Here is a 12,623-nt window from a genome sequence, read left to right on the forward strand (position 1 = left end):
GATTGATTTACAATGATGTTGATGCTTTCTTTGTCAGTAAAATTATCAATAAAATCAATCGGTTAAAAAACTTGAACATCGAGTAAAAGTAATTTCAAGGAAACTAAAGCTTGGTCTTCCAATACCCGCTCACTTGAAAATCAAATGCGCCTGACTGCAATGAGCTATAATTTAATGCGCGTGTTTGAAGAGAGTTCAAAAACACAACAGCCAGAATTGATTCATCCATCGGATAAAAAATATAGCGAGGCTCTGGAGATAAGGCAGCAACAGGCTCAAAAACGAGATCGTTTTGTGAATCCATTATTTTTCCAGGCAAGAATATCTCGTATCAGCTCGTATACCATTCGGGCAGTTCAAAACGCAATAATAACAGGAATGTCTTTACAGTGCTTTATGAGCTCTCTTGTGGCGAGGTTAGTTTCACGGCCTCAATTGATAGGGGAACACTGATGTAAAATAATGCAAAAAGATTGTGGGTGAATACAGCGAGTTATCTACATATTGATCATCAGCTGATAAAATATGTAAATCATACATTTTATGATCGATTGATTCTGCCAGATAACGCAAGAAACAGGCGCGCCATGCTACCTCACGAAATTCCGGGACTCCTGTCGCCGTAATTCGTTCACCTACGCAGCGAATAGGAGATGCTCCAGCCGCCCTGCGTCCGCCACAGACTGAGCACAAAGCAGCTCAGTCATGGCTACCACAAATGGCTCTACGGCTATTCGGGATAAAATTTTAGCCTCCCTCGCGCGCTATCGCGCACTTCGGATTGGCAAATTTCCCTGCGCCTTCTGGAGACTATCAGCCCGTCCGGGGCTGACAGCGATTGAGGCGCTATCCTGTGCATATCGAGGATAACTGGAAGTAAGCCAGAGAATAGACTGCTTTTTTTGCATTTGCACGAGAATGTTTAAAGGAAGCAAATTGGTTTGTAACTACTCAGCGTACGCTTAAAATCAGGGAAACGGAGCCTAAGCGGAGTGATGATTTTTAGTCTCTGGTAGGCGACAGGGCAATTCGCTGATCCGAAGTGCGCTAGTAGCGCGCGAGGGAGGCAAGAATTGCATTCCGAATAGCCGTCCAGCCATTTGAGGTAGACTTAACTGAGCAGGGTTTTGTGCGTAGTTGAGTAGTTGAGACGGACGCAGGGCGACCAGGGCATCTCCCATTCGCTGCGTAGGCGAATGAATGTTGGTGACAGGAGTCCCAGAATGTTGTGAGGTAGCATGGCGCGCCTGAATAATTAAAAAAGTTCTTGACAGGGTTTTAGTCTGGTTTTTGTGATTTTTAGTAAACTGCCCAACAGTCGATTAATCCACGCTTTATTGCTTCTATCGCTATAGTCATCACAAAATGTCCCCTTAAACATCTACGACCTCGAAGAACTTTTTTATTCGCCTTACAATCGCTTAAAACAAGGAAAATTCGGGATTTAAAACCCATGAGATAATAAGCCTGTCCTTAAAGCAATACAGGTTACCCTTTGAAAATAGACTTCATCGATGTTGATTCCGCAATCAGTCATGCCAAACAGTTACTTGAAACTGAGCGTGATATATCGCCTGCGCTAAAATCAGCACTGGAAGTGATTCTATTATTAGTCACGGTATTACTCAATCGAGTGACACTGAACAGCAAAAATAGCAGTAAACCACCTGCAAGTGACCCCAACCGTAAAAAAGGGAATCGAAAAAAATCAGATAAGCCTTCTGGCGGACAAAAATCGCATGTCGGCACGACACTTCAAAAAATAGATGACCCGGATGAAATCGAGATCATTACCATTGATCGCCGTACCTTGCCAAAAGGGCGATACACGGCAGATGGCTTTGAAACACGCCAGGTATTCGATATTGATATCTCAAGGGTAGTGACAGAATACCAGGCGCAACGGTTGATAAATGGAAAAGGTCAGTGTTTTATCGCTCCTTTTCCAGATGAGGTTACTAAGGCTGCGCAATATGGTAATGGGATAAAAGCCCATGTGGTTTATCTTTCGCAATATCAGTTATTGCCCTACAACCGAATACAGGAGTATTTCGCTGATCAATTAGGTATGCCGATTAGTGAAGGCTCTATCTATAATTTCAATGAACTGGCCTATGAGAAGTTGGCTGGGTTTGAAACTATCAGTAAAGAACACTTAGTCGAATCAGCGTGCATTCATGCGGATGAAACAGGCATTAATATTATCGGGGAGTCGCTATTTTTGCGAAAGCTTGTTTTGGGCATCCCAGCCCAAGCAAGCAGCAAAAACTTAACGCGACCACTTATGCCTCCGGCGGCCCCGATTCGTCCTCGTCACCTCGTCCCGACCCAACAAGGGGTCGGAACATAGGCTCCAAATGACTTGACGCCGTGTCGGATGGCCTTTTATTTTGTCTCCACCTTCGCTAACGCTCAGACTCCGACAAAACAACGGCCCTACGGCTATCGCGGACTAAAAATCTTCACTTCGCTTAGGCTACGTTTCCCTGATTTTCAGCGATGGTAAGCGCCATTGGCTACATGGGGCCTCCAATGTTCAGTGGACACACTTCTTTCCCCATGCCAAACGTGGCACAGAGGCAATGAATGACATTGGTATTTTACCCCATTTTCATGGGATTTTATGTCATGATCATTGGAAGCCATACTATAAATATGATTGTACTCATTCGCTTTGTAATGCACATCATTTGAGGGAATTAACGCGCGCCTGGGAGCAGGATAAACAGGAGTGGGCGCTTGAAATGAAACGACTACTTGAAAAAATGAATGATGCCGTCAATGAAGCAGGTGGCATGCTACTACATAAAGAAGCAGAAAAATGGAAGGTACAATACAGAGAATTACTTGGCAAAGCGGAGATCGAATGCCCACCACCCGATAAGCCTAAAGAAGTAAAACGGGAGCGAATAAAACGCAGTAAAGCTAGAAACTTACTGGAAAGGCTGATTAATTATGAAGAGGATGTCTTGCGCTTCATGACAAATACCTGGGTGCCATTTACCAATAATGCCGCAGAAAATTCGATTCGGATGACCAAGGTTCAACAGAAAATATCCGGCTGCTTTCGTAGTACCAAGGGTGCAGAGATATTTTGTCGTGTCAGAGGGTATTTATCAACGTGCCGTAAACAAGGTCTAAGTGCAACTCAGGCAATGACCTTGGTCTTTGAGGGAAAGTTACCTGAATTTTCTTTATAATTTCATTGAACTACTCAGCTTCGCTGAGTAGTTACAAACTTTTTTAACAAGAAAACCACAAATGTTCCTCAAGCGGCTTAATAAATCATGGTAGCCTACACAACACATCTGCTAAGGCTTTTATTCCCTTAAAAATGAATTACACTTATTATTTGAATCTAAGATAATTATAGGACTTATGGATAAATTTATTACAAAATATCTCACTATTTCCTTGGCATCCATGCCTGCATTTATCTTAACCATTCCCCATGGCGCAAGCATATCATCTATATGTATTTTTTTGTTTTCCTTTATTGTTCTAATAGCGCATTACCCAATTGATATGGCACTCAGTAAAAAAGAAAAAATATTGATTTGTTCTTTGCTACTGCTGCCAATAGTGATAATTTTTGATGTCATTTTAAGGGATCTGAGATTCCATTATCTAGATTATTACACAAGGTTTATTTTAGTTATCCTAGTTTTTTTTGCATTAAGGACAATTAAAGTAAGCCTAGCACCCTTAATGATTGGCATATTGTTTGGTGCGGTAGGGGCTGGAGTACTGGCTTTATATCAGAAATATTATCTAAATCTGCATGATATTCATGGCTATGCTATGCAGATAAATTTCGGTAATATCAGTATATTGCTAGGAATGATGAGCCTGGCTGGGCTATTTATGGTCAATAGTGTTGCTTATAAAAAATCATTCTATATTATCACTATACTTGCTTTTGTTATGGGTATAGCCGGGTCACTATTATCTGGAACAAGGGGAGGCTGGGTTGCCATTCCTTTTTTTATTGGCTTATTTATAATATTTTTTCCCTTTAGCAGAGCTTATAAAATAATTGGCAGTGTTAGCTTGATCCTAGCTTTAATACTAGTCTATTTTTCTAATGATTATGTACAATCTCGGGTGAATTCAGTTTATAAAAATACGCATATTTATTACAACAGTAGTACTATTGATTCTCTAAACTCTGCTGGCCGGCGTCTAGTCGAATGGAAGGCTGGGTGGCTAATGTTTACTGAACATCCAATATTTGGCATAGGTTCCGGGGAATATAAGCAAGCATTGCAAGAAAAAATAGCTGCTGGTGAAGTAAAAAAAATAGACTTAGTTGGGCATGCGCATAATGAAGCATTACAAATAATGGTCATAACCGGGATCATAGGTCTTTTTGCTTATTTATCATTATATGCAGGAGTTACTTATTTCTTTTATAGCTCACTGGTTAGAAGTCATATTACAAGAGTTAAATACTTAAGCTTTTTAGGGGTAATGATTGTTGGGGCTTTTTTTATTTTTGGACTAACTAATTATTCTTTTGTCCATAATATGATGATTTTGTTTTTTGCCGTGATGGTTGCTGTACTTGCAGGCATGATTAGTCGTGTTGAGCGCGAATCTATTGAAGCATAATCCATTTATTTACGTCTCATTATAAGCAAACAATCATAACTAAATTATGAGCAGTCAGATGAGCTTAGAATTAGATTACCAACTATTTTCTTTGTCAGCTACTATAATTATTATCTCCTATGTGCTTAGCAAGATATTAATTATAGTTTCCCCAAAACTCTCCTTACTAGCTTCCCCTAATAAACGCACAATGCATATGCAAGCCACTGCGAATAGTGGCGGAATCGCTATTTTTTTTGCATTTATATTGGGCGACCTATTCTTTGGCCGTTTTTTAAATACAGCTGAAATAGTCACTCTTTTTCTGACCTTATGCCTTGGTATCTACGATGATAGACAAGATATTCGTTCAACTCATAAATTACTTATACTGATAGGCATCGTGCTAATACTTGTCTTAAATGGCTTATCAATTCAATCGCTGGGTAGTTTTGCGGGCTACAATTTAGCACTGCCTTTTATAGTTGCTGAAGTAATTCTAGTTTTTTCCTTTGTTGGTTTTATTAATGCAATGAACCTTATTGATGGGCTAGATGGACTCGCCGCATCAATCGGCATTATCATTATTTCTGCTTTTGCCTATATGGGATACAAATATAATGATAGCTTTCTATTTTTTACTTCTCTAAGTTATGTTTGTGCACTCTTAGGTTTTTTCATACTCAACTGGAAGCCCGCTAAAATATTTATGGGCGATAGTGGCAGTCTGGTATTAGGTCTGTTTATTGCAATAATCTCAGTACATTCCATACAGCATGACTATATATCACCCATCAGTGTCTTACTATTAGCAGCCGTACCTATACTGGATACACTCATTGTTTTAATACGCCGCATCTCAAGAGGCAAGAACCCCTTTGTGGCTGACAGAACGCATATACACCATATAATATTTGGTCAGCAGCGCAAGAATGTTAAAATAACGGTATTAATATTAGCGCTTATTCAACTTCTTTTTACTTCGATTGAATTAGGCTTCAAGGTTCGCGATGACCTGGTAAGCCTAATAGTTTTTATATTAATGCTGGCAATTTTCTATTTATTACTGACGCCTAAAAGATACAAATAAACTTGTTTAATGTGATTGTTGGAAAAGAATATAGCAGATTGCACAGGATTTTAGTTTGTCTTCAAGGCACGATAACTGGAACATAGTTATTCTATGTACTGAAGTTTCCCAATAATTATTTATGGTAAAATTGAGACTATGCTACAACTATATGAAAAAAATAGTCTTTTCATTCGTTTCAAATGCTATTGCCTAAGGGGAATTAAGTAGGGGTTTGCTATAAACATGGCAAAACCACCTAAAATAAACCTCGATACACCAGCATTGTGTATTTCAGCGTGTATTTCAGCTACTCAATAATTGGGAAACTTCAGATTCTGAATATAAGGGGCAAGCTTGTTAAACTGAACTGAAGTTTCCTAGTTTTTAAAACATAAGAATATCAGCTAATGCTTATTTTTCTGAAATATTAGATATTGCTAATATTAATGACATTCCGTTGACTAAAAGCCTTGAATTCTTTTTAAAAACAACAGGTTAATCGTGAATGAGGCCTAGTTTTAGTGTATAATGAAAGTTTCTAACACATTGATTATACAAATAAAACGACCTCATTCATGTTCATTTTACGCGATATTTTACTCCCGCTCCAAGATCATTTTTCCGAAACCACTTTAGGCCGCGAACGAGCCTCTCTGTTTGTTTACACGATCCTGTCTATTATCGTTCCTTTTACGTCATCAATGACCTCTAATCTTTGGCGTTGCCTTGATACGTTGTTTGGGTTTGAGATCAAGAATAAGCGCTTTTACACTTTCATTGCTTCTTCAACTTTGCCGTGGGCTGGGCTGTGGAAAACTATCTGGGAGCTGATTCCGTCTCCTGAAACAGATGGGCGCATATTGGTTGCACTGGATGACTCCATTATCACTAAAGTAGGCAAAAATATCTTCGGCTGTGAAGCCATTTTTGACCACGCGGCCAAATCGAATCAAAGCAAATATCCATGGGCACAAAACATTGTATCGGTAGGGTTGCTGAAACAGGTCAAAGGTCGCTGGGCGTGCCTATTTTTAGATTTCCGATTTTATCTACCCTTAAAAACAATTCAGGCAAAAAAAGAAATCGCCACGATAAGAGGGGAAGTCGTTCCTTTCCAGACCAAGATGGCTCAGGCGGCTCAAATGCTGATTGCAATTGCAGAACATTTTTCCACCGCTCCGATATTGACAGTCACTGATAGCTGGTTTGGCAACAATGGCCTATGGAAGCCTGTTTACAAAGCTACAGGCGCGGCCATGCTACCTCACGAAATTCCGGGACTCCTGTCGCCATAATTCGTTCACCTACGCAGCGGATGGGAGATACCCTGAACGCCCTGCGTCCGCAACGACTACGCACAAAAGCCGCTTCGTCATTACTACCTCACTGGCTGGACGGCTATTCGGAATGCAATTCTTGCTCCTCTCGCGTGCTGCTAGCACACGTCGAATCAGCGAATTGCCCTGTCGCCTATCAGGGACTAAAAATCACCACTTCGCTAAGCTCCGTTTCCATGATTTTCAGCGGGGGTCAGCCACAGACATGGCAAAAACAGTACAACAAAAGGCCCGGTCGTATACCGTGAATCTCTATGGAAAACAGCGTGAAGTCAGGGCTTATAGTCGGGTTGTCATGCTGAAAACATTGAAACGACCCGTTCAGGTTGTCTGGGTGTTTCGTCGCACACAGTGGATTGCTTTGTTTACGACCGATCTAAGTTTATCCGTCACACAGATTATTGAGTATTATGGTGCGCGATGGAAAATCGAATCCGGGTTCAAAGAGCTCAAGCAAGACATAGGGAGTCAGAAAAGTCAGTGTCGAAATGCGCAGGCAGTGACCAACCATTTGAACTTCTGTATGATGGCAACAACGCTGACGTGGATTTACGCGGATCGTTTAAAAACCGATCCGGAACGTCGGCACAAAGTGAAGGGGCGAGCCAGTTTCGCCTTTTCAGATATCCGCCGCATCATTGCCGAAGCGGCTTTGGATCCGGATTTTGAAAGGGTTTGCTCCAAATACAGCAGCTCCCCTGTAAATTCGGTGGTAGCCGTTTTATTGCGAATGGTTGCTTGATGAATTTCTAAGAAACTTCAGGTTATGATATACCAACTCTTTAATGCACTCCCAAACGAGATTTAGAGTTTACCCTCCTCCGCTGAAAATCCTGGAAACGGAGCTTTAGCGAAGTGAAGATTTTTAGTCCGCGATAGCCGTAGGGCCGTTGTTTTTTCGGAGTCTGAGCGTTAGCGAAGGTGGAGACAAAATAAAAGGCCATCCGACACGGCGTCAAGTCATTTGGAGCCTATGTTCCGACCCCTTGTTGGGTCGGGACGAGGTGACGAGGACGAATCGGGGCCGCCGGAGGCATAAGTGGTCGCGTTAAGTTTTTGCTGCTTGCTTGGGCTGGGATGCCCAAAACAAGCTTTCGCAAAAATAGCGACTCCCCAATGCCTGGGATGTCTGCCCGGTCAGACTAAAAGACATAAGCCGAATTGGAACCTCACGAGCTGCCGATGAACCAAACAGCAGAGCACCCCCAATCGGATCCATGCGGAAATTGAAGTCATTAACAGTCTTGCCATTAACGCTGACTGACTCGCCTTCTACACGGGATGCCAGGATGATTATTTCTGCAATTTTAGTTTTGATTTCTGGCGATGTGGTCAGTAAACAGGCAACATCAGTCAATGGGCCAATTGCCAGAATAGTAATTGGCTTATCACTGCTTATTAATCTCTGGTACATCATCTCTACACCGGAGTTTCGACAGGAAATAGCAAACGATCCATCCGGCCCTTCTATTTTCACATTTTGATTAGTAAACCAGAGTGATGTGGGATGCAGCGTCTGACTCGCCTGTGCCATGGCACCTGGAACTACCGGGATATCATGACGCCCTTTTAATACCCGGGTAAGATAAAGTGCCACGGCCATTTCTGACGGTAAGGGGCATTCCCATAAGTAGGAATAACCGCATCAACATCAACCAGGCCAGCAGCATCCGCTGTCAGCCCCGGACGGGCTGATAGTCTCCAGAAGGCGCAGGGAAATTTGCCAATCCGAAGTGCGCGATAGCGCGCGAGGGAGGCTAAAATTTTATCCCGAATAGCCGTAGAGCCATTTGTGGTAGCCATGACTGAGCTGCTTTGTGCTCAGTCTGTGGCGGACGCAGGGCGGCTGGAGCATCTCCTATTCGCTGCGTAGGTGAACGAATTACGGCGACAGGAGTCCCGGAATTTCGTGAGGTAGCATGGCGCGCCTGTGCCTGTTTAGCCACTTTAGGGGAAGCATTTGAGGCTGCCGCAAATGCGGCTAAAGTAAAAAATGAGCAATATATCAGCGTACCAATAAATATAACGCGCTTACATGCGCTGAAAATCATGGAAACGTAGCTTAGCGAAGTGGTGATTTTTAGCCCCTGATAGGCGACAGGGCAATTCGCTGATTCGACGTGTGCTAGCAGCACGCGAGAGGAGCAAGAATTGCATTCCGAATAGCCGTCCAGCCAGTGAGGTAGTAATGACGAAGCGGCTTTTGTGCGTAGTCGTTGCGGACGCAGGGCGTTCAGGGCATCTCCCATCCGCTGCGTAGGTGAACGAATTATGGCGACAGGAGTCCCGGAATTTCGTGAGGTAGCATGGCGCGCCTGCTAATGTTTTCATCATGATAACTCCTAAAACAGCAAAAATTATTTTATAGACTCAATTGATACTCTGCATAAACTACACTTTACCTTATATTACATATCAGGCTTATCTTTATACTCACATAAATCCTCAATTACACAGCTTGCACAACGTGGCTTTCGGGCAATGCAAGTATAACGGCCATGTAGAATTAATAAATGATGAGCATCCAGTTTATATTGCTTAGGTACATGTTTGTCCAGTTTTGCTTCCACCTCTAAAACATTTTTACCCCTGGCAATACCGGTACGATTGGATACCCGAAAAATATGCGTATCCACCGCCATCACTGGCTGACCAAACGCTGTATTTAAAATCACATTAGCCGTCTTACGCCCCACACCTGCAAGAGATTCTAGTTCCTCCCGCGTTTGCGGCACTTCGCCCTGGAAATCATCCAGTAATTTACGGCATAGCTTAATAATATTAGCGCCCTTACTATTGTATAAGCCGATGGTTTTAATATACTCTTTTAAGCCCTCTTCACCCAGATCATAAATAGCTTGTGGTGTATTAGCCACCGGAAATAATATGGCCGTCGCTTTATTGACACCTTTATCAGTAGCTTGTGCAGATAAAACCACCGCAATTAGTAATTCAAACGTGCTGTTATAGTTTAGTTCGGTAACAGGATCTGGAATAGCTTCGGCTAGTCTAGAGAATATCTCCAGGCGTTTTTGTTTATTCATGATTTTCAGCGATCGCTTTAGACAAGATAATTCAAATTATTGTATCGTTCCTGTTCGTCCCGACTGGCATGAACCCTCGGATTTATTAGGTTATATTTCCCGTCTGGGTAGCAATGGCGCAGAATATATTGTGACTGATTTTTTACAATTTATTGTTGCGGCCTGGAAAAATATTACCCAAAGTATAGACGAGGGAGAGATTCATTTTAAAGAGGACTGTGTACCTTATTGGCTGAAGTTTCTTAGAAATTCATCAAGGAACCATTCGCAATAAAACGGCTACCACCGAATTTACAGGGGAGCTGCTGTATTTGGGGCAAACCCTTTCAAAATCCGGATCCAAAGCCGCTTCGGCAATGATGCGGCGGATATCTGAAAAGGCGAAACTGGCTCGCCCCTTCACTTTGTGCCGACGTTCCGGATCGGTTTTTAAACGATCCGCGTAAATCCACGTCAGCGTTGTTGCCATCATACAGAAGTTCAAATGGTTGGTCACTGCCTGCGCATTTCGACACTGACTTTTCTGATTCCCTATGTCTTGCTTGAGCTCTTTGAACCCGGATTCGATTTTCCATCGCGCACCATAATACTCAATAATCTGTGTGACGGATAAACTTAGATCGGTCGTAAACAAAGCAATCCACTGTGTGCGACGAAACACCCAGACAACCTGAACGGGTCGTTTCAATGTTTTCAGCATGACAACGCGACTATAAGCCCTGACTTCACGCTGTTTTCCATAGAGATTCACGGTATACGATCGGGCCTTTTGTTGTACTGTTTTTGCCATGTCTGTGGCTGACCCCAGGCGCTGCCCGTACTTTTTATTCCGCCCCCTCTGCTTGGGTTTTCTTTTTTCTGGACGATCGTACAGTACATTATTGCACCTTAACCTAGAGAGAATATTAAACCGGCTTCCGATAGCTTTGTAAGCAGGCTTCCATAGGCCATTGTTGCCAAACCAGCTATCAGTGACTGTTAATATCGGAGCGGTGGAAAAATGTTCTGCAATTGCAATCAGCATTTGAGCCGCCTGAGCCATCTTGGTCTGGAAAGGAGCGACATCACCCGCTGAAAATCAGGGAAACGGAGCTTTAGCGAAGTGAAGATTTTTAGTCCGCGATAGCCGTAGGGCCGTTGTTTTGTCGGAGTCTGAGCGTTAGCGAAGGTGGAGACAAAATAAAAGGCCATCCGACACGGCGTCAAGTCATTTGGAGCCTATGTTCCGACCCCTTGTTGGGTCGGGACGAGGTGACGAGGACGAATCGGGGCCGCCGGAGGCATAAGTGGTCGCGTTAAGTTTTTGCTGCTTGCTTGGGCTGGGATGCCCAAAACAAGCTTTCGCAATAAATAAGCGACTCCCGATCTTATCGTGGGCGGTTTCTTTTTTTGCCTGAATTGTTTTTAAAGGGCAGATAAAATCGGAAAATCTAAAAAATAAAGCAGCACAGGCGACTTTGACCTGTTTCAGCAACCTTACCGATACAAGAATTTTGTGCCCATGGATATTTGCTTTGATTTCGATGGGCAGCGTGGTCAAAACTGGCTTCACAGCCGACAAGATATTTTTGCCTTACTTAGTGATATGGAGGTCATACAGTGCAACCAATATGCGGCCCAATCTGTTGTCGGAACGGAATCCAGTCCCAGATAGTTTCCCACAGCCCAAGGCCACGCAAAGTTGAAGAAGCCATGAAAGTGTTAAAAGCGCTTATTTCTTGATCTCCACCCAAACAACGTATCAGTGAACGCCAAAGATTAGAGGTTCATTGATGGACGTAAAAGGAACGATAATGACAGGATCGTGTAAACGAAAGAGAGGCCGTTCGCGGCCTAAAGTGGTTTCGGAAAAATGATATTGAAGCGGGAGTAAAAATATTCGCGTAAAATGAACATTGAATGAGGTCATTTTACTTGTATAATCAATGTGTTATAAAACTTTTCATTATACAGTAAAACTAGGCCTCATTCACGATAAACCTGTTGTTTTTAAAAAGAATGCAAGGCTTTTAGTCAACGGAACGCCATTAATATCTAATAAAAATAGGCATTAGCTGATATTCCTATGCTTTAAAAACTAGGAAACTTCAGTTAAAAATAATGGTAACTACTCAGCGTACGCTTAAAATCAGGGAAACGGAGCCTAAGCGGAGTGATGATTTTTAGTCTCTGGTAGGCGACAGGGCAATTCGCTGATCCGAAGTGCGCTAGTAGCGCGCGAGGGAGGCAAGAATTGCATTCCGAATAGCCGTCCAGCCATTTGAGGTAGACTTAACTGAGCAGGGTTTTGTGCGTAGTTGAGTAGTTGAGACGGACGCAGGGCGACCAGGGCATCTCCCATTCGCTGCGTAGGCGAATGAATGTTGGTGACAGGAGTCCCAGAATGTTGTGAGGTAGCATGGCGCGCCTGAATAATTAAAAAAGTTCTTGACAGGGTTTTAGTCTGGTTTTTGTGATTTTTAGTAAACTGCCCAACAGTCGATTAATCCACGCTTTATTGCTTCTATCGCTATAGTCATCACAAAATGTCCCCTTAAACATCTACGACCTCGAAGAACTTTTTTATTCGCCTTACAATCG

Annotated in this window: 18 protein-coding genes and 2 pseudogenes; 8 read left to right on the plus strand and 12 right to left on the minus strand. The window is 42.7% G+C overall.

Annotated features, from left to right (window positions below; all coding sequences use genetic code 11):
* Positions 1-144: 144 nt before the first annotated feature.
* Positions 145-453: a hypothetical protein gene (locus K6984_RS10820; protein WP_221895547.1), complete on the plus strand. Its 309-nt coding sequence runs from the start codon at positions 145-147 to the stop codon at positions 451-453.
* Here the strand turns inward: K6984_RS10820 and K6984_RS10825 are convergent.
* Complete coding sequence (locus tag K6984_RS10825; RefSeq protein ID WP_221895548.1) at positions 424-693, minus strand: hypothetical protein; 270 nt, start codon at positions 691-693, stop codon at positions 424-426. The two genes, K6984_RS10820 and K6984_RS10825, sit on opposite strands and share 30 nt — an antisense overlap.
* A gap of 12 nt (positions 694-705) precedes the next feature.
* Between K6984_RS10825 and K6984_RS10830 the strand changes: the two genes are divergently transcribed.
* Positions 706-870: a hypothetical protein gene (locus K6984_RS10830; RefSeq protein WP_221895549.1), complete on the plus strand. Its 165-nt coding sequence runs from the start codon at positions 706-708 to the stop codon at positions 868-870.
* Between the two features lie 113 nt (positions 871-983).
* Here the strand turns inward: K6984_RS10830 and K6984_RS10835 are convergent, their stop codons facing one another.
* Positions 984-1,181, minus strand: coding sequence for a hypothetical protein (locus tag K6984_RS10835; RefSeq protein WP_221894617.1), 198 nt, complete (start codon positions 1,179-1,181; stop codon positions 984-986).
* Positions 1,182-1,495: 314 nt separating this feature from the next.
* Between K6984_RS10835 and K6984_RS10840 the strand changes: the two genes are divergently transcribed.
* The 6 genes and pseudogenes from K6984_RS10840 to K6984_RS36915 all read left to right on the plus strand — a co-directional run bounded on the left by K6984_RS10840 (position 1,496) and on the right by K6984_RS36915 (position 7,741).
* On the plus strand, positions 1,496-2,350 hold the full coding sequence (locus K6984_RS10840) for an IS66 family transposase (RefSeq protein ID WP_221895550.1): 855 nt from the start codon (positions 1,496-1,498) through the stop codon (positions 2,348-2,350).
* Positions 2,351-2,377: 27 nt separating this feature from the next.
* A complete protein-coding gene (locus tag K6984_RS33200) occupies positions 2,378-2,506 on the plus strand; it encodes a hypothetical protein (protein ID WP_263458713.1) in 129 nt (42 codons plus the stop codon).
* Positions 2,490-3,200 (plus strand): annotated as a pseudogene (tnpC, locus tag K6984_RS10845) (IS66 family transposase); the annotation flags it as partial. The gene K6984_RS33200 and the pseudogene tnpC, both read left to right, overlap by 17 nt.
* A 178-nt stretch (positions 3,201-3,378) precedes the next feature.
* A complete protein-coding gene (locus K6984_RS10850) occupies positions 3,379-4,611 on the plus strand; it encodes an O-antigen ligase family protein (protein ID WP_221895551.1) in 1,233 nt (410 codons plus the stop codon).
* A gap of 58 nt (positions 4,612-4,669) precedes the next feature.
* Positions 4,670-5,680 (plus strand): glycosyltransferase family 4 protein, encoded by a 1,011-nt coding sequence (locus tag K6984_RS10855; protein WP_221895552.1) that lies wholly within the window; start codon positions 4,670-4,672, stop codon positions 5,678-5,680.
* A 557-nt stretch (positions 5,681-6,237) separates the two neighbouring features.
* A pseudogene (locus K6984_RS36915) lies at positions 6,238-7,741 on the plus strand (transposase).
* Between the two features lie 40 nt (positions 7,742-7,781).
* Here the strand turns inward: K6984_RS36915 and K6984_RS10875 are convergent.
* From K6984_RS10875 to K6984_RS10910, 10 genes are all read right to left on the minus strand, one after another.
* Positions 7,782-7,943, minus strand: coding sequence for a hypothetical protein (locus K6984_RS10875; RefSeq protein WP_221895555.1), 162 nt, complete (start codon positions 7,941-7,943; stop codon positions 7,782-7,784).
* A 27-nt stretch (positions 7,944-7,970) separates the two neighbouring features.
* Positions 7,971-8,099, minus strand: a complete 129-nt coding sequence (locus tag K6984_RS33205; RefSeq protein WP_263458596.1) for a hypothetical protein — start codon at positions 8,097-8,099, stop codon at positions 7,971-7,973.
* A complete protein-coding gene (locus K6984_RS10880; RefSeq protein WP_221895556.1) occupies positions 8,048-8,602 on the minus strand; it encodes a nucleoside hydrolase in 555 nt (184 codons plus the stop codon). The genes K6984_RS33205 and K6984_RS10880 overlap by 52 nt, the downstream gene beginning before the upstream one ends.
* Positions 8,569-8,802 (minus strand): hypothetical protein, encoded by a 234-nt coding sequence (locus K6984_RS10885; RefSeq protein ID WP_221895557.1) that lies wholly within the window; start codon positions 8,800-8,802, stop codon positions 8,569-8,571. Before K6984_RS10885 ends, K6984_RS10880 begins: the two co-directional genes overlap by 34 nt.
* On the minus strand, positions 8,757-9,248 hold the full coding sequence (locus K6984_RS10890) for a hypothetical protein (protein WP_221895558.1): 492 nt from the start codon (positions 9,246-9,248) through the stop codon (positions 8,757-8,759). Before K6984_RS10890 ends, K6984_RS10885 begins: the two co-directional genes overlap by 46 nt.
* 159 nt (positions 9,249-9,407) lie before the next feature.
* Positions 9,408-10,043 (minus strand): endonuclease III, encoded by a 636-nt coding sequence (nth, locus tag K6984_RS10895; RefSeq protein WP_221895559.1) that lies wholly within the window; start codon positions 10,041-10,043, stop codon positions 9,408-9,410.
* A 253-nt stretch (positions 10,044-10,296) separates the two neighbouring features.
* Positions 10,297-11,067 (minus strand): IS701 family transposase, encoded by a 771-nt coding sequence (locus K6984_RS10900; RefSeq protein ID WP_221895560.1) that lies wholly within the window; start codon positions 11,065-11,067, stop codon positions 10,297-10,299.
* Complete coding sequence (locus tag K6984_RS10905; protein WP_221895561.1) at positions 11,061-11,234, minus strand: hypothetical protein; 174 nt, start codon at positions 11,232-11,234, stop codon at positions 11,061-11,063. The genes K6984_RS10900 and K6984_RS10905 overlap by 7 nt, the downstream gene beginning before the upstream one ends.
* 27 nt (positions 11,235-11,261) lie before the next feature.
* The gene (locus K6984_RS33210; RefSeq protein WP_263458596.1) at positions 11,262-11,390 is read right to left on the minus strand and encodes a hypothetical protein; all 129 of its coding nucleotides are present in this window, start codon (positions 11,388-11,390) and stop codon (positions 11,262-11,264) included.
* A 796-nt stretch (positions 11,391-12,186) separates the two neighbouring features.
* A complete protein-coding gene (locus K6984_RS10910; protein ID WP_221894617.1) occupies positions 12,187-12,384 on the minus strand; it encodes a hypothetical protein in 198 nt (65 codons plus the stop codon).
* Positions 12,385-12,623 lie beyond the last annotated feature (239 nt).

It is taken from the genome of Bathymodiolus japonicus methanotrophic gill symbiont (assembly GCF_019721995.1).
In the GTDB taxonomy this organism is placed as follows: Bacteria; Pseudomonadota; Gammaproteobacteria; order Methylococcales; family Methylomonadaceae; genus Methyloprofundus.